This window comes from Foliimonas ilicis (assembly GCF_039939195.1).
GTDB lineage: Bacteria > Pseudomonadota > Alphaproteobacteria > Rhizobiales > Rhizobiaceae > Foliimonas > Foliimonas ilicis.
The window spans coordinates 281702-305646 of record NZ_JBDUUH010000001.1; the positions used below are offsets into that span (position 1 = coordinate 281702).

At 58.6% G+C, this 23945-nt stretch carries 19 protein-coding genes; 17 read left to right on the plus strand and 2 right to left on the minus strand.

Annotated elements, in window-relative coordinates:
* The first annotated feature begins 175 nt into the window (after positions 1-175).
* From ABFT80_RS01355 to ligD, 14 genes are all read left to right on the plus strand, one after another.
* On the plus strand, positions 176-1786 hold the full coding sequence (locus ABFT80_RS01355; protein ID WP_347970054.1) for an ABC transporter substrate-binding protein: 1611 nt from the start codon (positions 176-178) through the stop codon (positions 1784-1786).
* Positions 1787-1878: 92 nt separating this feature from the next.
* Positions 1879-2865, plus strand: a complete 987-nt coding sequence (locus ABFT80_RS01360) for an ABC transporter permease (RefSeq protein ID WP_347970055.1) — start codon at positions 1879-1881, stop codon at positions 2863-2865.
* On the plus strand, positions 2862-3692 hold the full coding sequence (locus tag ABFT80_RS01365) for an ABC transporter permease (protein WP_347970056.1): 831 nt from the start codon (positions 2862-2864) through the stop codon (positions 3690-3692). The genes ABFT80_RS01360 and ABFT80_RS01365 overlap by 4 nt, the downstream gene beginning before the upstream one ends.
* Entirely contained in the window at positions 3689-4453 is a 765-nt protein-coding gene (locus ABFT80_RS01370) for an ABC transporter ATP-binding protein (protein WP_347970057.1), read from the plus strand. The genes ABFT80_RS01365 and ABFT80_RS01370 overlap by 4 nt, the downstream gene beginning before the upstream one ends.
* Entirely contained in the window at positions 4450-5232 is a 783-nt protein-coding gene (locus ABFT80_RS01375) for an ATP-binding cassette domain-containing protein (RefSeq protein WP_347970058.1), read from the plus strand. Before ABFT80_RS01370 ends, ABFT80_RS01375 begins: the two co-directional genes overlap by 4 nt.
* Positions 5229-5735, plus strand: coding sequence for an L-2-amino-thiazoline-4-carboxylic acid hydrolase (locus ABFT80_RS01380; RefSeq protein WP_347970059.1), 507 nt, complete (start codon positions 5229-5231; stop codon positions 5733-5735). The genes ABFT80_RS01375 and ABFT80_RS01380 overlap by 4 nt, the downstream gene beginning before the upstream one ends.
* A 9-nt stretch (positions 5736-5744) precedes the next feature.
* Positions 5745-6800 carry a dipeptidase gene (locus tag ABFT80_RS01385; protein ID WP_347970060.1) on the plus strand — a complete coding sequence of 352 codons (1056 nt, stop codon included), beginning with the start codon at positions 5745-5747 and terminating at the stop codon, positions 6798-6800.
* A 138-nt stretch (positions 6801-6938) separates the two neighbouring features.
* Positions 6939-7544 carry a TetR/AcrR family transcriptional regulator gene (locus ABFT80_RS01390; RefSeq protein WP_347970061.1) on the plus strand — a complete coding sequence of 202 codons (606 nt, stop codon included), beginning with the start codon at positions 6939-6941 and terminating at the stop codon, positions 7542-7544.
* On the plus strand, positions 7541-8629 hold the full coding sequence (locus tag ABFT80_RS01395; protein WP_347970062.1) for an efflux RND transporter periplasmic adaptor subunit: 1089 nt from the start codon (positions 7541-7543) through the stop codon (positions 8627-8629). The genes ABFT80_RS01390 and ABFT80_RS01395 overlap by 4 nt, the downstream gene beginning before the upstream one ends.
* Positions 8626-9693, plus strand: a complete 1068-nt coding sequence (locus tag ABFT80_RS01400) for an efflux RND transporter periplasmic adaptor subunit (protein WP_347970063.1) — start codon at positions 8626-8628, stop codon at positions 9691-9693. The genes ABFT80_RS01395 and ABFT80_RS01400 overlap by 4 nt, the downstream gene beginning before the upstream one ends.
* Positions 9690-12779, plus strand: coding sequence for an efflux RND transporter permease subunit (locus tag ABFT80_RS01405; protein ID WP_347970064.1), 3090 nt, complete (start codon positions 9690-9692; stop codon positions 12777-12779). The genes ABFT80_RS01400 and ABFT80_RS01405 overlap by 4 nt, the downstream gene beginning before the upstream one ends.
* Positions 12780-12839: 60 nt before the next feature.
* A complete protein-coding gene (locus ABFT80_RS01410) occupies positions 12840-13181 on the plus strand; it encodes a winged helix-turn-helix domain-containing protein (RefSeq protein ID WP_347970065.1) in 342 nt (113 codons plus the stop codon).
* Between the two features lie 76 nt (positions 13182-13257).
* On the plus strand, positions 13258-14112 hold the full coding sequence (ku, locus tag ABFT80_RS01415; protein ID WP_347970066.1) for a non-homologous end joining protein Ku: 855 nt from the start codon (positions 13258-13260) through the stop codon (positions 14110-14112).
* A 3-nt stretch (positions 14113-14115) separates the two neighbouring features.
* Positions 14116-16611 carry a DNA ligase D gene (gene ligD, locus ABFT80_RS01420; RefSeq protein WP_347970067.1) on the plus strand — a complete coding sequence of 832 codons (2496 nt, stop codon included), beginning with the start codon at positions 14116-14118 and terminating at the stop codon, positions 16609-16611.
* On the opposite strand, the gene glpK is transcribed toward ligD, so the two are convergent.
* Positions 16612-18099, minus strand: a complete 1488-nt coding sequence (gene glpK / locus ABFT80_RS01425; protein ID WP_347970068.1) for a glycerol kinase GlpK — start codon at positions 18097-18099, stop codon at positions 16612-16614.
* Between the two features lie 14 nt (positions 18100-18113).
* Positions 18114-19631 carry a glycerol-3-phosphate dehydrogenase gene (gene glpD, locus ABFT80_RS01430; protein WP_347970069.1) on the minus strand — a complete coding sequence of 506 codons (1518 nt, stop codon included), beginning with the start codon at positions 19629-19631 and terminating at the stop codon, positions 18114-18116.
* 408 nt (positions 19632-20039) lie between these two features.
* Between glpD and ABFT80_RS01435 the strand changes: the two genes are divergently transcribed.
* The 3 genes from ABFT80_RS01435 (at position 20040) to ABFT80_RS01445 (ending at position 23870) form a co-directional block, all read left to right on the plus strand.
* The gene (locus ABFT80_RS01435) at positions 20040-22109 is read left to right on the plus strand and encodes a putative bifunctional diguanylate cyclase/phosphodiesterase (RefSeq protein ID WP_347970070.1); all 2070 of its coding nucleotides are present in this window, start codon (positions 20040-20042) and stop codon (positions 22107-22109) included.
* Between the two features lie 52 nt (positions 22110-22161).
* Positions 22162-22449 (plus strand): DUF1330 domain-containing protein, encoded by a 288-nt coding sequence (locus tag ABFT80_RS01440; RefSeq protein ID WP_347970071.1) that lies wholly within the window; start codon positions 22162-22164, stop codon positions 22447-22449.
* A gap of 146 nt (positions 22450-22595) precedes the next feature.
* Positions 22596-23870, plus strand: coding sequence for a polyhydroxyalkanoate depolymerase (locus ABFT80_RS01445; RefSeq protein WP_347970072.1), 1275 nt, complete (start codon positions 22596-22598; stop codon positions 23868-23870).
* Positions 23871-23945: the final 75 nt, after the last annotated feature.

Here is a 23945-nt window from a genome sequence, read left to right on the forward strand (position 1 = left end):
AAAGGCATGGTCGCCTGAACCTGAAAATCCGGATTTTCATTCCTTTCAGAAGCTCGTCTCAGGCATTTTCCTCTCTGGCCTAATTGCCGCCGCAGCGCATAATCGCGATAGTCGTTCAGCGGCGAGACGCGCAGGATGCGCCACCGTTCGAACGCTTGATTTACGGAGTGTCGGCATGTCGATTTTCACGCTTTCCCGCCGCCGGTTTCTTGCCGGTTCATCCCTGCTGCTGGCATCGACCGCCATGCCGAATTTTGCCTTTGCGCAAACGCCGGTGAAAGGCGGCAGGCTGGTAGTGGCGGCCGATTCCGAACCGCGCAATCTCAACCCGGCAATCGTCGCCTCGAACGGCGTGTTCTTCGTCGCCAGCAAGGTGATCGAGCCGCTAGCGGAAGCATCCTTCGAAAGCGCTGACGGTCTGTCGCCGCGCCTTGCGATCGCTTGGGTAGGCTCCGAAGACGGCAAGACCGTCACCTTCAAGCTGCGCGAAGGCGTGACATGGCATGATGGCAAGCCGTTCAGCTCGGCAGATGTCGCGTTTTCCGCGCTCGAAGTCTGGAAAAAGCTGCAAAACCTTGGCCGCACGATCTTCAAGGATCTCGAAGCGGTCGATACGCCGGACGAGCACACCGCGATTTTCCGCTTTGCGACGCCGACGCCGTTCCAGCTTATCCGCAACGCCCTGCCCGCCGTCACCAGCGTTCTGCCGAAGCATCTTTATGAAGGCACCGACATTGCCGAAAACCCTGCCAACAATAATCTCGTCGGCACCGGGCCTTTCAAATTCGCCGAGCATAAGGCCGGTGAATATTACCGGCTGACGCGCAATGAAGCCTATTGGGAAAAGGACCAGCCTGCGCTCGACGAGATCATCTACAGGGTTCTGCCAGACCGTGCGGCAGCCGCAGGCGCGCTCGAGGCCGAAGAAATCCAGCTTGCCGCCTTCTCTGCCGTGCCGCTGGCCGATCTGGAGCGCATCTCGAAGGTCGAGGGCATTGAGGTCATTTCCAAGGGCTATGAAGCGCTGACCTATCAGATCGTGGTCGAAATCAACCATCGCCGCAAGGAACTCGCCGACCTCAAAGTGCGGCAGGCGATTGCCCACGCGATCGACAAGGATTTCGTCGTGAAGACGATCTTCCTCGGTTACGCAACAGCCGCGACGGGGCCGGTGCCGCTCAATGACAAGCAGTTCTACACCTCCGAAGTGCCGACCTACGCTTTCGACACGGCCCGCGCCAATGCCTTACTGGACGAGGCAGGCTACCAGCGCGGCGCGGATGGCAAGCGCTTCGCGCTGAAGCTTCTGCCAGCACCTTATTTCAACGAGACGCGCCAGTTCGGCGATTATCTGCGCCAAGCGCTTGCGGAAATCGGCATCGATGCGCAGCTCGTCAACAATGATGCTGCCGCCCATCAGAAGGCCGTCTACACCGACCATGATTTCGATCTGGCAGTCGCCCCGCCAGTCTTCCGCGGCGACCCGGCGATTTCCACCACGATCCTCGTCCAAAGCGGTATTCCCGATGGTGTGCCGTTTTCCAATCAGGGCGGCTACAAAAATGCCGAGCTCGACGCGCTGATCCAGAAGGCATCGGAAACGATCGACGCTGATGCGCGCACCGCGCTTTACCGTGACTTTCAGAAGCTGGTCGTCGAGGATCTGCCGCTCATCAATGTCGCCGAATGGGGCTTCATCACCGTCGCGCGAACATCGGTAAAGAACGTTTCCAACAATCCGCGCTGGGCCGTCTCGAACTGGGCGGACACCTGGTTGGAAACATGACATGATCGGGCCAATTGCATCGATAATTGGTCTGCTCGCGTGTTTTTTGAAAGCCTAGTTCTTACTGTCGGCGTTAGCACGGTTAGAGCCGGATGAAGCGCGCGCTCCGCCTTGTCCGTCGTCGTCTTCTATCCAGCATTCCGGTGCTGCTGATCGTCGTAATCGGCACGTTCTTCCTGCTCGAAGCAGCGCCCGGCGACGCGGTGGATGCCTATTCGGCGTCGCTTGGCGGCGATTCTGCGCTTATCGAAGGGCTACGTCAAAGCTGGGGGCTCGATCGGTCTGCCGGGACACGACTGGCGACCTATCTATGGGCGCTACTGCATCTCGATCTCGGCCATTCCGTCACCTTCTCACGACCCATTCTGGACGTAATCCTCGAGCGGCTTCCCAACACGCTGCTTCTGATGGGCAGCGCCACGGCGCTTTCATTCTTCCTCGGCTCGGCGCTTGGCATCGTGGCGGGCGCGCGACCGGGAAGCTTCCGCGACCGCTTCCTATCGATCGGCTCGCTGGCGCTTTATGCTGTTCCGGGTTTCTGGCTGGGCCTCGTGCTGACTGTGCTTTTTTCCGTACAGCTACGCTGGTTTCCGATTTCAGGCATCGAAACCATCGCATCCGGCAAAACCGGCTTTGCGCGTGCCGCCGACATTGCGTGGCATCTGGCGCTGCCCGTGTCGGCGCTCGGCCTCATCTATCTGGCGCTTTATCTGCGCATGATGCGCGCAGGCATGGCGGAAGTCTGGCGCATGGATTTCATTCTGGCCGCCCGCGCCAAAGGCCTTAGCCGGACGCGCATCGTCCTGCGTCATGTGGCACGCAACGCGCTTCTGCCGCTCGTTACCATGCTCGGCGTTCAATCCGCCGCGATGCTCGGCGGCAGCGTCGTCATCGAAAGCGTATTTTCCGTTCCGGGCCTCGGACGGCTCGCGCAAGAGGCCGTCGCATCGCGCGACACGCCGCTTTTGCTCGGCATCATTCTGGTAAGCGCCGTCGTCGTTATACTGGTCAATCTGGCGGTCGATTGCGTTTACGCGCTGCTCGACCCACGTGTCGGCGCAAGCGAGGGCACAGCATGAGTTTTCGCGGTCGTTTCTTGCGCTCGCCAGAAGCCATTGCCGGAACGCTCATTCTGGCAATCCTCATCGCGATGGCTCTTTCCGCGCCCTTTCTTTTTCCCCGCGATCCTTTGTCGATAGCAGGGCCTGCCTTGCTGCGACCGTTTCAGGACTGGTCGCTGCCGCTCGGCACGGATCGTCTGGGGCGCGATGTGTTTGCGGGCTTGTTCCACGGCGCGCGCACGTCGCTGGCCGTCGGTCTCGCTGCCGCCGCCGCCTCCATCATCGTCGGCGCAGTCGTCGGAACACTCTCCGGCTTTGCGGGCGGGTTGATCGACGAGACGCTGATGCGCATCACCGATGCGTTCCAGACCGTTCCCGGCTTTCTCCTTGCGCTCGCCTTCGTCAGCGTCGTCGGCCCTTCCCTGGGCGTCGTCATCGCAGCAATCGCGCTTAGCGCATGGACCGGACCGGCTCGGATCGCACGTGCCGAAGTGCTGACGATCCGTGAACGCGATTACGTCGCCAACGCGCGCATCGTTGGCATGCATCCGCTGGAAATCGCCTTTCGCGAAATCCTGCCCAATGCATTGCCGCCAGTGCTCGCTCTGTCTTCGGTGATCGTCGCAAGCGCGATCCTTATCGAAGCCGCGCTCTCCTTTCTGGGCCTTGGCGACCCGAACCGTGTGACATGGGGCGGCATGATCGCCGAGGGCCGAACCGTGCTGCGCTCAGCGCCCTACCTCTCGATCATCCCCGGCATCGCGCTCGTCTTCACCGTTCTCGGTGTCTATTTCGTTGGTGAAGGTGCTGTCGAATCTTCCGCCACACGGCGCAGCCTTTCATGAGCGCACTGCTTTCCATCCGCGCATTGTCGGTCGCTTATCGCCAGAATGAGCACACTGTAGCTGCGCTCAAGCCGATCGATCTCGACATCCAAACTGGCGAAAAGCTCGCGATCATTGGCGAGAGCGGGTCGGGCAAAAGCACACTGGCGCTGTCCATCGCCGGGCTGCTTCCGCGCGCTGCGATGCGCTCCGGCACTATCGAATGGCCCGCGCTCGGCCATGCGCCAATCAATGGGCGCGACATCGGTTATGTTTTTCAGGACCCATCATCGAGCCTCGATCCAGTCATTACGATCGGCGAGCAGATTGCCGAGGTACAGCGCGCGCATATGGGTGTGAGTTGGCGGCAGGCTTACAAGGCAGCGGAAGATTTGCTCGGGCGCGTTCGCCTGCCCGATCCGGCAAGTCTCATAAAAGCGTACCCGCATCAGCTTTCCGGCGGGCAGCGTCAGCGCGTGGCAATTGCCGCCGCAATTGCTGCAAGTCCGAAGCTTCTGATTGCGGATGAGGCGACAAGTGCGCTCGACACAATCGTTCAGGCCGAGATCGTCGCGTTGATCCGCAGACTGGTCGAAGAAGACGGCATGACGCTGATTTTCATCAGTCACGATATTGCGCTCGCCTCCCAGCTTGCCGACCGCATTGCCGTATTTCGAAACGGTGAACTGGTCGAGATCGGTCAAACCGAACAGATCGTAAATGCACCTTCTCACGCCTACACGCGTGCGCTGATCGACGCGCATATCGGGCTCGATGCATGAGCGAGGCGGTTCTTTCCGTATCTGGACTGTCGAAGCGCTTTTCGCGCAATGGCAAGACATTTGCCGCGCTCGAAGATGTCAGTTTCGACATTGCGCGGGGCGAAACGCTGGCGCTTGTCGGTCCATCCGGCAGTGGAAAATCGACTGTCGCACGGCTCGTTTTGCGACTGATCGAACCCGATTCCGGCGAAATTTATTTCAAGAATGAGAATTTTCTGGCGCTCCAAGGAGAGAAATTGCGGAAAATCCGGTCTGAAATTCAGATGGTTTTTCAGGATCCGCTCGACGCCTTCAATCCCCGCGCGACCGTCGCACGGGTACTGGACGATCCGCTTCGCATTCATAAAATCGCGGAGAGATCGGCCCGACCGCGCATGATCGGCGAATTGCTCGAACGCGTTGGCCTCGCGCCGGAGCTTGCAAGCCGCGCGATCCACGAGATTTCCGGCGGCCAGCGCCAGCGCGTCGCCATTGCCCGCGCCATCGCCACGAAACCCGCCTTGATCGTGCTGGACGAAGCCGTTTCAGCGCTCGACGTTTCGGTGCGGGCGCAGATCATCGATTTGCTTGTCGCCCTGCAAAAAAGCGACAACATTGCCTATCTCTTCATTTCGCACGATCTGGGATTGGTGCGGGCGATAGCGAACCGAGTGGCGATCATGGAGCAGGGGCGAATTGTCGAAACCGGCGATGCGCGAACCGTGATCTCGAATCCGCAATCAGCCATCGGCAAGGCCTTGGTTGCAGCAGCGCCAAGGATCAGGAGAAATGCAGAATGACGGATGATTCCGAGAGAGCAGAAAAACTCAGCCGCGAACTGGATTCCGCATTCAAGAACCGCGCCGATCTCTATCGGCTTTTCTACGAAGAACTCGTCACCCAATTCGGGGAGATACAGGCCGAGGCGATCATGGTCAGCGCTGTCGAGAAGCGCGGGCAGGAAGTCGCGCAGCTTGCCTTTTCCAATTTCGGCCCGAATGAAGCGCGCAAGATCGGTGAGGCATTTCTGGCCGTCAGCCCTGATGGCGGGCGCATGTATCCGACCGATGTCGAGCGCAGCGATACGGCGATCACCTTCAAGGTGCGCCGCTGCCCGCTGAAGGATGCATGGGTCGAGGCCGGTGTCAGCGAAGACAGGCTGACCACGCTCTGCCGCATCGCAGGCGCTTTCGACCGCGGCCTGTTTGAGGCGACCGGGGTGCATTTTGACAATGTCACATGGACGCCCGGCCATGGCTCCGGCTGCTGCCACATTTCACTGACAAACCGCGACGCGGCATAAGGAGCATTCATGCAGCTTGTTTTCGACGGCCATAACGACGTTCTTTTGCGCCTTTGGCTCCATCAGCAGGCGGGCGGCGATCCGGTCGAGCGGTTTCTCGAAGGTTCGCGCGATGGCCATATCGACGCCGGACGCGCACGCGCCGGAGGGCTGGCAGGCGGGCTTTGCGCGATCTACGTTCCCTCGCCTTTCCCGAAATCCCGCGCACCGCGCAGCAAGGAGGGGCATTATGACGCCCCGCTTGCCGAACCTCTGGATCGCGGCCCTTCGCTCGACATTTCGATTGGCATGGCATCGATCGCTCAAAAGCTCGACCGCGCCGGAGCGTGGACGCTTTGCCGCTCGGTCGCCGATATCGAAAACGCCATCGACAATGACAGTTTTGCCGCCGTGCTCCATCTGGAAGGCTGCGAGGCGATCGGTGCCGATCTTTCTGCGCTCGACGTGTTCTACGCTGCAGGCCTGCGGTCGCTCGGTCCGGTCTGGAGCCGCAACAATATCTTCGCGCATGGCGTGCCGTTTTCATATCCGAAAAGCCCCGATACCGGCCCCGGCCTGACAGATGCCGGACGCGACCTCGTCAAGGCATGCAATGAGCTCGGCATATTGATCGACCTCGCCCACATTACCGAGAAAGGGTTCTGGGACGTGGCGGAAATCACCGACCAGCCGCTGGTCGCCAGCCATTCAAACGCGCATGCGCTGACGCCGGTTGCCCGCAACCTCACCGACAAGCAGCTCGACGCGATACGCGAGAGCAAGGGCATTGTCGGCCTCAACTTCGCAGTCACCATGCTGCGAGCGGATGGGCAGGAAGTTGCCGACACGTCGCTTTCCGACTTGGTGCGCCATATCGATCATCTTGTGGAGCGTATGGGCATCGACTGCGTGGCGCTAGGGTCGGATTTTGATGGTGCACTGATCCCAAAGGAAATCGGCGATGCGGCGGGGCTGCAATCGCTGATCCGTGCCTTGCAGGGCGCTGGATATAGCGCGACTGAACTGGAAAAAATCAGCCAGGGCAATTGGCTGCGGATTTTACGCTCGGCATGGAAGGAACACTGATTTTCAGGGCGGGTTGCGTTTTAGCACCAACCTCCCCAATTCTGAGCCTTGAAGCACCCACAAAAAATCCTCTTGCAAAGAGAATGATTATTCTCTTATAGATTTCGCATTGTCGAACTCGTTTTTTGCGTAATCGCCATGCCAAGGATTTCTCAAGCTCGTCGCGAGGCACGTCGCACCCAGATTCTGGATGCGACGCGATGCTGCATTCAGGCAAAGAGTTTGCAGGCCTTGACGATGGAAGACGTCATCCGCGAATCCGGACTCTCTGCCGGTGCGGTCTACACCTACTTCAAAAGCAAGGAAGAGCTGCTCGAATCGGCGGTTACCGAGTCGCTTGGCGAAATTCGCCAGCTTTTCGATCTGTTTCTGGAGCCTGAACCCGTATCGCCCTCGGCTTTCGTCAGAGAAGGTCTAACGACGATCGTGAAATATTCCGAGCACCGGCAATACGATCTCGCAAAAATTTGCATGGCGTGCTGGAACGAAGCGCAGAGCAACCCCGATCTGCATAAAACGCTGTCCAGGATTTACAGCGGCCTTCGTGAAGAACTCGTACCGGTGGTCGAACATTGGCGCGCAAGCGGGGTCGTCGCGAAGAACACCGAGCCACGCGATCTCGCGCAGTTGATGCTGTCTGTGTTGTTCGGCTTTATCGTCCAATCGGCTATAGTTGGCGGTATCGACCCTGAATCCCATGCGCGCGCCATTCTGGCGCTTTCCGAACCGGAGTCAAAAGCATGAAACGAGGGATAGTTCACGCTGCATCCGTCCTTTTCGCGGCCGTGGTTCTCGGTTCCGGTGCCTACGCCGCAGAAAAGCAGCTCGTTCTGGTCAAGACGCAAGAGGTGAAGGTTTCGCCCTATACGCCCAGCCTTTCGCTGACCGGCGTTATCGCGGCCCGCAATTCCAACAATATGTCCTTCCGGGTTGGCGGACGGGTGGCCGAACGCAAGGTCGAGATCGGCCAGCATGTGACGCCCGATACGGTGCTGGCGCGCATCGATCCGCAGGAGCAGGAATCCGATCTGCGCTCGGCCGAGGCCAATCTTTACGCCGCACAAGCGCAGCTTCGGCAGGCGCAGGCTACCTTCGATCGACAGAAGACATTGCTTTTGCGCGGCTACACCACGCGCCGCGACTATGACGACGCCGAACAGGCATTGCGCGTTTCGCAAAGCAGCGTCGAATCTGCGCAAAGCCAGCAGGCCGACGCCAAGGACAAGCTTTCCTACACCGAATTGCGCGCTGGCGTGTCCGGCATCATCACAGCCCGAAGCGTCGAGGCAGGCCAGGTCGTGCAGGCCGCGCAAACCGTCTTCACCATTGCCGAGGATGGCGACCGCGACGCCGTCTTCAATGTCGATGAAACGCTGGTGGCGGGCAACAAGGCTGCGCCGAAAGTGACGATCTCGCTGCTCGCGAACCCGGATGTCACGGCGCAAGGGTCCGTGCGCGAAGTCTCGCCGGTGGTCGATCCGGCGTCCGGCTCCGTACGCGTCAAAATCGGCATACCCGACACGCCGCCCCAAATGCCTCTGGGCGCTGCCATTACCGGCACGATCTCGATCGACCGGGGCGAAGCGGTCGTTCTTCCGTGGCAGGCGCTTTCTTCCACCGGCGGCAAACCGGCCGTCTGGACGGTCGATCCCAAGACAGGCATCGTCGCGGTGCAGCCGGTCGATATACTTTCCTACGATTCCGGTGTCGTCATCGTCGATGGCGGCTTGAGCGCGGGCGTGCATGTCGTGACCGCGGGAACGCAACTTCTGCGCCCCGGCCAGACCGTCCAGATTGCATCAGAAACACCAGCGGAGAATGCGCAATGAAGCGCCTTCTGATCCCGATCATAATGGCCTCGGCGCTTTCGGCCTGTTCAGACAGCGCGCCAGAGGCTGAAATCATCCGGCCCGTCCTGTCGGTGGTCGTTCAGCCAAAAACCATGCAGACGCAGGGTTTTGCAGGCACGATCGAGCCGGAATACAGCGCCGGCCTCGCCTTCCGTATTCTCGGCCGCATCGTGGCGCGCGACGTCGAAGTGGGTGATCTCGTCACCAAGGGCACGACGATTGCCTCGCTCGATCCCTCAACGCTGGAACTTGGTCTGCAAGCCGCGCGCGCCGAACTTTCGAGCGCCGAGGCGCAGCTTGCGAATGCCTCGGCCAGCGAGGAGCGGCAGGGGGCATTGCTTGCACAGTCGAATACGTCTCAAGCGGTTTACGACACGGCGCGCCAGGCCAAGGATGCGGCGCAGGCCAATCTCGACCGGGCCAAGGCAGCGCTCGCAAAATCGGAAGAACAGCTCGGCTACGCACAGCTATTTTCGGATTTCGACGGCGTCGTCACGGCCATCGGCGCGGAAGTCGGCGACGTCGTTTCACCGGGCCAGATGGTCGTCACTGTCGCACGCTCCGACATACGCGAGGCGGTGGTCGACATTCCCGACCAGATGATCGGCGACATTGCGGTCGGCACGGAATTCGATGTGATCCTGCAATCCTCTCCCGCGATCAAGGCACGCGGACGGGTGCGCGAGATCGCGCCGCAGGCAGACGGCTCGACGCGCACGCGGCGCGTTCGGCTCAGCCTCATCGAGCCTCAAACCGCTTTCCGCCTCGGCTCAACGGTAACGGCCATGCGCAGCATGAATGTCGAACCTGTCATCGAACTGCCGATCTCGGCGCTGCGCACCGAAGGTGAGAACAATTCCGTCTGGGTCTTCGATCCCGGCAACACCACCGTCAATCTGAAGTCCGTCGAACTCGCTGCGAAGAACCGCTACGGCTTCACCGTCGCCAGCGGCATCAAGGCTGGCGCGCGCGTCGTCACGGCAGGCGTCAACAGCCTCGAACCCGGCCAGAAAGTCCGCATCATGGAAGGTGCCGCGCAATGAAGACGGGCTTCAATCTTTCCGACTGGGCAATCGGCCACAAATCGCTGGTCTGGTACTTCATGCTCATCTTCGTCGTGGCGGGCACTTTTTCCTACCTCAATCTGGGACGCGAGGAAGACCCTGCCTTCACCATCAAGACGATGCTCGTGCAAGCCAACTGGCCGGGCGCATCGGTCGAGGAAACGCTGAGCCAGGTCACCGACCGCATCGAGAAAAAGCTCGAGGAACTGGACAATCTCGACTACACGCGCAGCGTGACGACGGCGGGGCAGACGATCATTTTCGTCAATCTCCAATCAACGACACGTGCACGGCAGGTCAACGAAACCTGGCTCGATGTGCGCAACATGTTGAACGACATCCGCCAGAATTTTCCCGAAGGCGTTCAAGGCCCGTTCTTTAACGACCGGTTCGGCGATGTGTTCGGCAATGTCTACGCCTTCACAGCCGATGGGCTGACGCTGCGCCAATTGCGCGATTACGTCGAAGATGCGCGCACCAAGATTCTCACCGTGCCCAATGCGGGCAAGGTTGAGCTGATCGGCGCGCAGGACGAGGCGATCTATCTCGAATTCTCGACACGCCAGATAGCCGCACTCGGCCTCGATCAGCAGGCTGTCATCCAGAGCCTTCAGGCGCAGAACGCGATTACGCCGTCCGGTGTCATACAGTCTGGCGCCGAGCGCATCGCGGTTCGGGTTAGTGGTCAATTCACCTCGGAAGAAGATCTCCGGCAGGTCAATCTGCGCGTCAACAACCGCTTCTTTCGCCTGAGCGACGTGGCGACCATCACGCGTGGTTATGCCGACCCGCCGACCTCGCTGTTCCGCTACAATGGACAGGACGCGATCGGGCTTGCCATCGGCATGAAGCCAAGCGCCAATCTGCTCGAATTCGGCGAAGCTCTGCGCGCGGAAATGAACCGCGTCGTTGCCGAATTGCCGGTCGGCGTCGGCATCCATCAGGTAGCAGACCAGCCCGTCGTGGTGCAAAAGGCGATTTCGGAATTCACCCGCGCCCTGTTTGAGGCCGTCGCCATCGTTCTGGCCGTCAGCTTCATAAGTCTCGGATTTCGGGCAGGCATGGTGGTCGCACTGTCGATACCGTTGGTGCTGGCCATCACCTTCCTGATCATGGAAATCATGGGCATATCGCTGCAGCGCATTTCGCTGGGCGCCCTCATCATTTCGTTGGGGCTTCTGGTCGACGACGCGATGATCGCCGTGGAGATGATGGTCGCGCGGCTAGAGGTCGGCGATTCTCTGCGCAAGGCGGCGACTTACGTCTACACATCCACAGCGTTCCCCATGCTGACCGGCACGCTGGTCACTGTAGCTGGCTTCATCCCGATCGGGCTGAACAGCAGCCAGGCAGGCGAATATACCTATACGCTGTTCGTGGTTCTGGCGATCTCGCTGCTGCTGTCGTGGATCGTAGCCGTATTGTTCACGCCGCTCATCGGCATCACCATTCTGCCGACAAAGATGAAGCAGCATCACGAGCGCAAACCGAGCCGCCTGTTCGCGGGGTTCTCATGGCTGCTGCGCTTTTCCGTACGGCATCATTGGCTGACGATCATCGCCACGGTGCTGTTGTTCGCCGTCTCCGTATTCGGCATGGGTTTCATCCAGCAGCAGTTCTTTCCGTCATCCGATAGGCCGGAACTCGTCATCGAATGGAATTTGCCGCAAAACAGTTCGGTCGCCGAAACGAAGGCCGAGCTCGAGCGATTTGAGAAAATCGCGCTCGCTGGAAATGACGACATAGATCATTGGAGCACCTATATCGGTCAGGGTGCTGTGCGCTTCGTGCTGACCTTCGACGTGCTTCCAGCCAACCCATATTTCGGTCAGATGGTCATCGTCGCCAAGGACGTAGAAGCGCGCGACCGTCTGAAAATCTCGCTCGAAAAAACTCTGCGCGAGAAATTCGTCGGCACCGATACCTATCTCAAATTCCTTGAACTCGGACCGCCGGTCGGTCGTCCGGTCCAGTACCGCCTGAGCGGGCCAGACATCCAGAAACTGCGCAGTCTGGCGCTGGAACTCGGCGGCGCGATCGAGGACAATCCGAACCTTCAACCCGTCACATATGATTGGAACGAACCGGCGCGTGTGTTGAAAGTGGACGTTCTGCAGGACAAGGCGCGCCAGCTCGGCGTGACTTCGCAGGACATCGCGTCGTCGCTGAACAGCATTGTCGGCGGCGCAACGATAACGCAGGTGCGGGACGCGACCTATCTGGTCAACGTCGTCGTTCGCTCACGCGAGAACGAACGCGGCTCCATCGCCACGCTGCAGAATTTGCAAATCCCGACAGGTTCAGGCGAATCCATTCCGCTCGCTGCCGTCGCCAACATCCGCTACGAGCAGGAGCAGCCGACGATCTGGCGGCGCGGGCGCATTCCAACGATTACCGTCAAGGCAGGTCTCGCAAACGATGCGTTGCCGGATACCGTGGTTGGCCAATTGGCTCCGATCATCAAGGAGTTCTCCGATAAGCTGCCAGCGGGCTATTCGATCAAGACCGGCGGCTCGGTCGAGGAAAGCGCAAACAGCCAAGGCCCGATCGCCGCAGTCGTGCCGCTGATGCTGTTCGTCATGGCGACGATCCTGATGATTCAGCTCCAGAGCTTCCAGCGTCTGTTTCTGGTGGTGGCAGTCGCGCCGCTCGGCCTCATCGGTGTGGTTGCCGCATTGCTGCCAAGCGGCGCGCCTTTGGGCTTCGTGGCGCTGCTGGGTGTTTTGGCGCTGGCAGGCATTCTGATCCGTAATTCGGTGATCCTGATCGTGCAGATCGAGGATCTTATCCGGGAAGGAACGGATCGCTGGCACGCCGTCATCGAAGCCACCGAACACCGGATGCGGCCAATCGCTCTGACTGCCGCGGCAGCCAGCCTCGCGCTTATACCAATCGCGCGCGAAGTGTTCTGGGCGCCGATGGCGTTTGCCATGATGGGCGGCATCATTGCGGGTACGGCGATCACGCTTCTGTTCCTGCCTGCGCTTTACGTGGCGTGGTTCCGCATCAAGGAACCGGAACAGGCGAAAGAGCAGCCAACCGAAGGCAGTGAACAACCGGCATGAGCGCGGGATGTGTAAAGCGCATTCATGCGGTATAGTGCCTGAAAACCGTACCGGAAGATCATGCCTTCGCTCAGCCTGCGCATAAAACTGGACCCCGACGGACGCATCGGCCGGGGCAAGATCGAGCTTCTCGAAAATATAGCCGCGCTCGGCTCTATTTCGGCGGCGGCACGCGCAATGGACATGTCCTACAAGCGCGCCTGGGATCTGGTCGAGGAAATGAAGACGCTTTTCGGCAAGCCGGTCGTCGATGCCAAGACCGGCGGTCGCAAGGGCGGCGGCGCTGAACTGACCCCGCTTGGCCTCGCACTCATTGCGCGCTACCGGGCGATAGAACGTGCGGTTTCCGAAGTCGCAAAGTCACATATGGACGCTTTGCAGGCCGAAATCGACGCTCCCTGAGCAACACGGGAACCGCCTTGGCATTCAAGGCGTTTGGAATCTTTGGTCCGCACAATGCGCGGACAGGGAGATTGCCATGGCTCCGCGTCCCGCCTGGAAAGGCTATCTAAAACTTTCGCTCGTAACCTGTGCCGTGGAGCTTTCAAATGCCACCACGCATAGCGAAAAAGTATCGTTTCGTGTGCTGAATCGGGCAACCGGAAACACGGTGAAACGGCAATATATCGATTCCGTTACCGGCAAGCCGATCGACGACAAGAACGAGGTCAAAGGCTACGAGATCAGCGACGAAGAATTCCTTCTTGTCGAGGAAGACGAGATCGAAGCCGTCCAGATCGAATCCTCGCATACGATGAGCCTCGACGGCTTTATCAGTAAGTCGGAGATCGAGCAGGTCTATCTCGACACGCCCTATTATCTCGCACCCGCTGACAAAGTTTCGGAGGAAGCCTTCGCCGTCATCCGCGACGCACTTCAGCAAAAGAAAATGGCCGGTCTTGCCCGTATCGTGCTTTACCGCCGCGAACGGCCCGTGGTCATCGAGCCGCTTGGCAAAGGCATGCTTCTGACGACACTTCGCTACGACAACACCGTGCGCAAGCCCGACACCGTGTTCGGCGAAATCAAGGATGTGAAGATCGATGAGGAGATGATCGACCTCGCGACCCACATCATCGACAAGAAGAAATCGAAATTCGATCCATCCCTGTTCGAAGACCGCTACGAGAACGCTTTGCTCGACCTGATCAAGGCGAAGAAGGCGGGGCGCAAGGCACCTGTCATCAAGGCAGCGCCGAAACAATCCAATGTGGTTAATCTCTTCGATGCGCTCAAGAAAAGCCTCGCTTCCGAGGGCGGTTCGGACGAGAAGCCAGCGGCAAAATCAAAAGCAAAGACAAAATCCTCTGCCACGAAACGCAAATCGGCATGATCGATGGACAGCCTCGAAACATACCGCAAAAAGCGCGACTTTCGTAAAACCAGCGAACCGAGCGGGTCTTCCGAGCGGAGAAAAAAGGCCGCTGCCGGTGGCGTTTTCGTCATTCACAAACATGACGCGACGCGGCTTCATTACGATCTGCGGCTAGAGCACAATGGCGTCTTATGGAGCTGGGCGGTAACGCGCGGCCCGAGCCTCGACCCCTCCGAAAAACGCCTCGCCGTTCACGTCGAAGACCATCCGCTAGATTACGGCTCCTTCGAAGGCACGATCCCAAAGGGCGAATACGGCGCGGGCTCCGTCATCGTCTGGGATGAAGGCACATGGCTACCGGAAATGGACCCGGATGCCGCGATGAAGAAGGGCCATATCGGCTTCGAGCTGAAAGGCCAGAAGCTGAACGGTCTCTGGCATCTCGTGCGGCTGAAGCCTCGCCCCAAGGAAAAACGCGACAATTGGCTGCTCATCAAATCGGACGATGCATCCGCAAAACCCGGCGAAGACATTCTCGAAGACGCGCCGCAATCGGTGAAATCCGGGCTGACGATCGAGGAAATTGGTGCCGGGAAAACAGTAAAACCGATCAAAACGCCGCGCAAGACAGCGAAAAAATCCGCAAAAGCAAAGACTGCTCTTCCAGGTTTCATTCCGCCTTGCCTCGCCACTCTGTCTGCCAATCCGCCCTCCGGCGACGAATGGCTGCATGAGGTGAAATTCGACGGCTACCGCATTCAGGCGCATGTGAATGACGGCAAGGTGAAGCTATACACCAGAAACGGTCTCGATTGGACCGCCCGTTTCGGCAAGCCGATTACGGAGGCGTTGGCCAAACTCGATTGCGACAATGCGGTGCTGGATGGCGAGATCGTTGTGCTTGCCGATAAGGGCGTCGCGTCCTTCTCGGCCCTTCAACTCGCTCTTTCCGAAGACCGCACGGAAGGCATGCTTTTCTACCTTTTCGACCTTCTCCATATCGACGGCGAAGATTTGCGCGAAGACGCGTTGATCGAGCGTAAGGAACGGCTGAAAGCCTTGCTTGGTGAAGACGAGGCAGACCCGCTACGGTACAGCGAGCATTTCATCGAACCCGGCAAGACGATGCTGAAACATGCCTGCCGGATGGGTCTTGAAGGCGTTATTTCCAAACGCGCCGGTGCGCCCTATCACAGCGGGCGCGGCCATGACTGGATCAAATCCAAATGCACGCAGCGTCAGGAACTGGTCATCGCAGGATACCTGCCTTCGCAGAAAACCGGCCGTGGATTGCGCTCTCTGGTCATGGGCTATTACGAGAAAGGCACGTTGAAGCCAGCAGGGCGTGTCGGAACGGGCTTTTCGTCCAAAGTCGCTGACGATCTCAAGAAGAAGCTCGATGCGGTGAAGGCCGGTGCGTCCGCCTTCACTGGTGCTCCCGCCAAGGAAAAAGGCGTTGTCTGGGTAAAGCCTGAACTGGTCGCCGAAATCGAATTCGGCTCCTGGACGGATCAGGGCATATTGCGGCATGCTTCGTTTCAGGGTCTGCGCGAGGACAAGCCTGCCAAAGAAGTGGTCGCCGAGAAAGCGGACCAGAAACCGCAAAAAGCTGCAGCCAAACGCGCAGTTTCGAGTTCAAAACCCACGAAAACCATCAAGCAAGGGACGGGTTCGGTGACACTCAGCAGGCCCGAAAAACTCCTCTGGCCGGATGCCGGGGTAACGAAAAAAGACCTTCTCGACCATTACGAAAAGGTTTGGCCGCGCATGGAGCCATTCGTCGTCAATCGTCCGCTCAGCCTGCTTCGCGCGCCGGACGGCGTAGGCGGACAACGGTTTTTCCAGAAACATGCGTCACCGGGAATGCACGATGCGATCTCGAAAATGAGCGATCCGCATGATGGCGAGGAGCTTCTCTACATTACCGATTTCGACGGGCTGGCTGCGCTCGTTCAATTGGGCGTGGTCGAAATCCACATATGGGGCGTGACCATCGACCAGCTCGAAAAGCCCGACCAGATCGTCTTCGACCTCGACCCTGACGAGGGCGTCTCGATGGATGCGGTGCGCGATGCAGCGCTCGACATCAGGTCTCGGCTCGATGAGTTGAAACTGCCATCCGTCGTGAAGACGTCGGGAGGAAAGGGATTCCACGTCATCGTTCCGCTGAAGCCGAAAGCGGACTGGCAAACGGTGAAGACATTCGCGCATGATTTTGCGCTTGCCATGCAGCAGGCGGAACCTGATCGCTACACGGCCACTCTTTCGAAAAAAGCGCGAACGGGGCGGATATTCCTCGACTATCTGCGCAATGGGCGCGGCTCGACCACCGTCGCGCCATGGTCATCGCGCGCCAAGCCGGAGGCTACGGTTTCCGTCCCGATTACATGGAAGCAGTTGGAAGGCGGTATGGAACCGGCGGCGTTCAAGCTCGGCTCGAAAGATATAGACAGCGCCCTTCGCGCTGCCGATCCATGGGCGGATTTCGACAATATCCGTAAAGCTCTGAGCCTCTAATTACGAAAGCGTCCGCTTTACCGCGTCGCGCCAGCCCTTGAGCTTTGTCTGACGCTGGGCCTTGTCCATGTCCGGCTTGAAGCGGCGGTCGAGCGCCCAGGATTTGGCGAATTTCTTCGCATCCGGCCAGACACCGGCGCGCGAACCGGCAAGCCATGCGGCACCAAGCGCCGTCGTCTCAAGGATAGTCGGCCGATCCACCGGCGCATCGAGAATGTCGGCCAGTCTTTGCATCGTCCAGTCGGAAGCGACCATTCCGCCATCAACTCGAAGCACGGTCGAGCGAGCGGTTGTCTTCCAGTCTTTCTGCATGGCTTCGAGTAAGTCGCGCGTCTGGAAAACGACGGATTCAAGTGCGGCGCGTGCGAATTCGGCAGGGCCGGAACCGCGTGTCAGACCGAACATCGCGCCCCGCGCATCCGCATCCCAATGCGGCGCGCCAAGACCGACGAACGCTGGCACAAGGTAGACATTCTGGCTTTCATCGGCCTTTGCAGCGAGTGTGCCGCTTTGCTCGGCCTTGCCGATGACACCCAGCCCGTCGCGTAGCCATTGCACGGCAGCGCCCGCCACGAAAATCGAGCCTTCAAGCGCATAAGTCGTCTTGCCGTTCAGTCGATAGGCGATCGTCGTCAGAAGCCGGTTCTTGGAACGAACCATGTCGCTGCCGGTGTTCAGAAGCGCGAAACAGCCCGTGCCATAGGTCGACTTCATCATTCCGGGTTCGAAACAGGCTTGCCCGATGGTCGCCGCCTGCTGATCGCCCGCGACGCCGAGAATCGGAATTTCCGCCCCGAACAGACTCTTTTCGGTAATGCCGAAATCGGCGGCGCAATCCTTCACTTCTGCCAGAAGCGAAGCGGGCACGCGCAGCAAATCCAGAAGCTCTTCGTCCCAGCGATTTTCAGCAATGTTGTAAAGCAGTGTGCGCGAGGCATTCGTCGCATCGGTGGCGTGGACCTTGCCGCCGGTCAGGCGCCAGATGAGAAATGTGTCGATCGTACCGGCAAGCAGCTCACCTTTTTCCGCCCGCTTGCGCGCGCCTTTCACCTTGTCGAGAATCCATCCGATCTTTGTGCCCGAAAAATACGGGTCGAGCAGAAGTCCGGTTTTTTTCGTGAATTTCGGCTCGAGGCCCTGCTTGCGCAGCTTCGCGCAGATGGGTGCTGTTCGCCTGTCCTGCCAGACGATTGCATTGTGGATCGGCGCACCCGTCGCCTTGTCCCATACGACGACCGTCTCGCGCTGGTTGGTGATACCTATGGCAGAAATTTCGGCCGCTTTCAGCCTGGCCTTCTTGAGCGCGGATTTGATGGTTGCCTTGGTCGTATCCCAGATTTCTTCCGGGTCATGCTCGACCCAGCCGGATGCCGGGTAATGCTGCGCAAACTCCTGCTGACCGGTGGCGACGATCTTCATATTCGCATCGAAGATGATGGCGCGGCTCGACGTCGTGCCCTGATCGATCGCTAGTATGTGACCCGTCATGCAATCCCCCCGATCTAAAGTGCTTTCTGCTTTGTGGTGCTCAGGCTCCTCACAAAATCATCCAGCACGGCAAGCTGCTGCTTGTCGAGATGCAGGCCGCGCTTCGTCCTGCGCCAGGCTATGTCTTCGGCAGTGACCGCCCACTCATTGTCGACAAGATAGCGGATTTCCGCCTCATAAAGATCGGAGCCGAAATTGCGGCCAAGATCGGCTGCCGAGGTGGCTTCGCCTAGCATCCGATAAACGCGTGTGCCGTAAAGCCGGAGCAAGCGTTTCGCGTGACGGGCTTCAAGAAACGGGAACGCAAGTTTCAGCTTTTCAAGCTCGGCCTCGAAAGTCGTGACCGGGAAATCACCGCCCGGAAGCGGTGCATTCGCGGTCCATTTTGCGCCCTTCTTGCCAAGAAAATCCTCGATTTTCTCAAGAACATGCTCGGAAAGACGCCGGTATGTGGTGATTTTTCCGCCGAAAACATTGACTAATGGCGCCTGCCCATTACCGCCATCGGTTTTCAGCACATAGTCGCGCGTCGCTTCCTGCGCTTTCGAAGCGCCGTCATCATACAGCGGGCGAACACCCGAATAGGTCCAGACGATGTCGTCGCGCGTGACGGGATCGGCAAAATATTCGCTGGCAGCAGCACACAGATAATCTGTCTCCGCATCGCTGATCGTCACATTGTGGGGGTCGCCTTCATAGTCGCGATCGGTCGTGCCGATCAGCGTGAAATCTTCCTCATAGGGGATAGCGAAAATAATGCGCCCGTCCGTATTCTGGAAGAAATAGGCGCGCGGATCATCGAATTTCTTCTTGATGACGATGTGGCTGCCCTGAACGAGACGGACATTGTGAACCTCGTTGCGGCTGGCAACGGAAGACAGAACATTGTCGACCCAGGGTCCAGCAGCATTGACGACCAGCCTTGCCGTAACATTCTCGACCGCGCCCGTGGCAACGTCCTGAACCGAAACTTCCCAATTCGCGCCCTGTCTGCGAACTTCCGTGACTTTCGCCCGCGTGCGGATGGTCGCGCCGCGATCGGCGGCATCTCGCGCATTGAGAACGACAAAGCGCGCGTCATTGACCCAGCAATCGGAATATTCGAACGCCTTGCTGAACAGCTTTTTCAGCGGCATTGCCGCCGGATCGCTGTTCATATCGAGTGTTTTCGTGCCGGGCAGAAGCTTGCGGCCGCCAAGATGGTCATACATGAAAAGGCCGAGCCGCAGCAGCCAGGCCGGGCGCAGGCCCTTGTGATGCGGCAGCACGAAGCGCATCGGCCAGACGATGTGCGGCGCATTGCGCCAGATCACTTCGCGCTCCATCAGCGATTCACGCACCAGTCGAAACTCGTAATGCTCGAGATAGCGCAGGCCGCCATGAATGAGTTTGGTGGACGCCGAAGAGGTGCCGCTGGCGAGATCATTCATCTCGGCCAGATAGACGGAATAGCCGCGCCCGACCGCATCGCGCGCAATGCCGCATCCGTTAATACCGCCGCCAATAATAAAGATGTCTACGACGCCGTCCACGTCAGTCTCCAGCAGTCCGCAACCTAATCGAAAATGAAATTTATCATTTCGAATTAAAATCGAATGTCAAACGAAATCACGGATTGAATGCTGAAGTGGCACGGTGCATTGCCGGATTTCACCCAAAATGGCCAATTCGTCTTCATTTTCGTGATTTTTTTACCGACCGGAAACCAAACGCGCAGGCCAACAGCCGTCAAACGGGCTGTGCGGACGTAATTAACGTCTTCTCAATCGGCGAACGGGCATTAGTTTCGCATCTTGTTTTGGCGGGGGTGTCAAAACTTGGCAGACGTTCTTCCGCACCTGCAATTTTTGCCGGCCGGAATGTGCGCTCCAATTTTCCAACCCTTGCTTCCGACAGGTGCGCCCGACCAGCGCTGGTTTCATTTCATCGGAAGTTGGACAATGCGCGTCATTACCTGCATCGCTACATTGCATAATCTCTGGCTGGTGGGCCTTGCAGCACTCGTCTGCATCGGCGGCGGATGGGTCGGGCTCGGACTGTATCAAAGAGCGCGCATGCGCCGCGGAACGCAGAAAAGCGGATGGATTTTTCTTGCGGCCGTAGCCACCGGTTCATCGGTCTGGTGCACGCATTTCATTGCGATGCTCGCCTATGATGCCGACATTCCGGTCACGTTCGAGCCCATTCTCACGATGGTTTCGCTGCTGATCGTGATCGTTGGATCGGCAGTGGCTTTCGAACTGGCGAGTTATTCGAAGAAATTCCTGACCCTGATCGGCGGCATCATTCTGGGCGTCGCAATTTCCGCAATGCATTACATCGGCATGGCCGCCTATCATGTCGATGGCATCGTCGAATGGAACACGACTTATATCGCCGCTTCCGTAATTATTGCCCTGACCTTCGGCGCAATATGCCTGACACTTGCGAACGAGAATGCCGTTTGGCCTTCGCTTGTGATGTTCGTTTTCGCGGTCGTCGGCCTGCACTTTACCGGAATGACCGCTGTTACGGTCACGCCGCTGACCACCGGCGCACCGATTGCCGATTTCGGCGTGATTGTCGCAATGGCGGTGGCCGTAGCATGTGTGACCCTCGTCATCATCGGAACCGGGTTTGCCAGCTATCTGATCGATACCGATGTAACGGAAAAGAATCTGGATGCTCTTCGCCAGATGGCGATGAACGATGCGCTGACAGGCCTGCCGAACAGAACAAATTTCGGAAATTATCTGGCGCAGGAAATCGAGCGGGCAAAGAAGCATTCGCGCAATATCGCCGTGGTCGGGATCGATCTCGATCGCTTCAAGGAAATCAATGACATCCGCGGTCACGAAGCCGGCGACAGCGCCTTGAAAATCATAGCGGCCCGGCTGACGGACATGCTGCATGACGGCGAGTTCGTCGCACGCATAGGCGGCGACGAATTTGCGGCGGTCAAGCGCTTCACCGACCAGCGCGAGCTTATGGATTTCCTGCAGCGCCTGGAAACGCTGATGTTCGAGAAAATCTGCCTCGACGATTATGAGGTCGTGACGGGTGCCAGCATTGGCGTCTCGATCTACCCGCAGGATGGCGACAATTCGACAAAACTGGTCGGCAATGCCGATCTGGCGATGTATCGCGCCAAGGCGGATGTTACGGGGTCCGTCTGCTTCTACAAGGCAGAAATGGACGAACTTGCCCGCGCACGACGCGACCTCTCGCATGATTTGCGCAACGCGATCGAACTGGACCAGCTCCAGCTTTACTATCAGGTGCAGACGAACGTCACCGACGGTGCGATCATGGGCTATGAAGTGCTGTTGCGCTGGAAGCACCCGGAGCACGGCTTCGTGCCGCCTTCAGAATTCATTCCACTGGCCGAGGAAACCGGCACCATCCTTTCGATCGGCGAGTGGGTCTTGCGGGAAGCATGCCGGGCGGCAGCAGCCTGGGAAATGCCATACAAGATTGCCGTCAATCTCTCAGCCGTCCAGCTAACCCATGGCGACCTGCCGCAGCTCGTTCACCAGATCCTGCTCGACAACAAGCTTTCACCATCGCGTCTGGAACTGGAAATAACCGAAACCTCGATCATCCAGGACAAGGTCCGCTCGCTTCACACGCTGCGCCAGATCAGGGCGCTGGGCGTGACGATTGCCATCGATGATTTCGGAACCGGCTATTCCTCCCTGGAAACGCTGCGATCTTTCCCATTTGACCGTATCAAGCTCGACCGCTCGTTCATGACGGAGGTGGAACACAGCATGCAGGCACGGGCGATCATCCGCGCCGTTCTGGCATTGGGCAAAAGCCTCGATATCAGCGTTCTGGCCGAAGGCGTGGAAACCGAGGCGCAGTTACAATTGCTGAAAGTCGAAGGCTGCAACGAAGCACAAGGCTTTCACCTTGGGCGGCCGCATCCGCATGCGGTTACGATGAAAAGAAAAACCGTCATGGCCGCGAACTCCGATCAGCCTGGCACTGTTGTCCTGCCTCCCGACCAGATTGCAGCCGCCGCGATATAGAATTTTTCAGCGGCAGGCTTTATCTAAAACGCTCAACAAAGCGGAGAACACAATGACAAAAGCTTACTGGATTGCACGCGTGGATGTCCGCGACCCTGAAGGTTACAAGGACTATGTCTCGACCGCGAAGCCCGCTTTCGAGCGTTATGGCGCGAAATTCATCGTGCGCGGCGGCCCCAGCGAAGCAGTCGAAGGACCGGGGCGTGCGCGCAATGTCGTGATCGAATTCGCTTCCATGGACGATGCACGCAACTGCTTCAACTCTCCCGAATATCAGGCCGCGCAGGCGATCCGTCAGAAATATGCTGATGGCGAAATCGTTCTGGTTGAGGGCCTCTGAACGCGATTTTCATCTCCTCAATAGGCTGGTTCATACACAATATTGGCGCTACATATTGCAACGCAGCAAATCATCGCTAGGTTTGACTGTAAGTTAACCGGGTCCGCCGTTTCATGGTTTTGGACCCAAGGAGCTTTTGAGCCCGAATGTATTACCAGCTTTATGAGATGAACCACGCGGCGCTTCAGCCGGCGCGGGCCTATGCCGACGCGGTGCGGCTGTTTTACTCCAATCCGCTCAACCCGTTCGCACACACTCCGTTCAGCCGCTCGATTGCGGCTGCGGCAGAGCTTTTCGAGCGTACGACGCGGCGCTACGGCAAGCCAAGTTTCGGCCTCGACAGCGTGAGCATCGATGGCAAGGACGTCGATGTCACCGAAAAGATCGTCTGGAAGCGGCCCTTCTGCAATCTCATCCATTTCCATCGCAGCCTGCGCGGATCGCACAAGGCGGACCCCAAACTGCTTATCGTCGCGCCAATGTCCGGCCATTACGCCACGCTGCTGCGCGGTACTGTGGAAGCCATGCTGCCGCATGCGGAAGTCTACATCACAGACTGGACAGATGCCCGCATGGTGCCAGTCACCGAAGGCAAGTTCGATCTCGACGATTACATCGACTATGTGATCGACATGCTCCATGCGCTCGGACCCGATACGCATGTGATGGGTGTTTGCCAGCCTTCCGTACCGGTGCTTGCCGCAGCCGCAATCATGGAGGCGCGGGGCGACCATTTCGCACCCGCTTCCATGACGCTGATGGGCGGACCGATCGACACGCGCTGCAACCCGACCGCCGTGAATCTTCTCGCAAAAGAGAAGGGCATCGACTGGTTTCGCGAAAATGTGATCATGCCAGTGCCATGGCCCGCACCCGGTTTCATGCGCAATGTCTATCCCGGCTTCCTGCAGCTTTCGGGCTTCATGAGCATGAATCTCGACCGCCACATTACAGCGCATCGTGATTTTTTCACCCATCTGGTGAAGGAAGATGGCGACAGCGCCGAAAAACATCGCGATTTCTACGACGAATATCTCGCAGTCATGGACATGACGGCAGAGTTCTATCTGCAAACGGTCGAAACCGTCTTCATTCGTCACGATTTGCCGAAAGGCGAGATGACGCATCGCGGCACACCGGTCGATCCGAGTGCGATAAGAAACGTTGCTCTGCTGACCATCGAAGGCGAGAATGACGATATTTCCGGCCTCGGGCAGACCAAGGCGGCGCATGATCTTTGCAGCAACGTTCCTGCCGAAATGAGATCGCATTACATGCAGCCGAAGGTCGGCCATTACGGCGTCTTCAACGGCTCGCGCTTCCGAGCAGAGATCGTGCCGCGCATTGTCGATTTCATGCTGGCCAATGGCGCTGAAGCACGGCGTTCCAAACCGCGCCTCGTGAAGACCGGCAAAGCCTGATCTAACTCAATAGGTGCATCGACAGGCAAAACGGTGCCGGTGCACCTCCACCATCGACGCAAGCTGTAAGCCAAA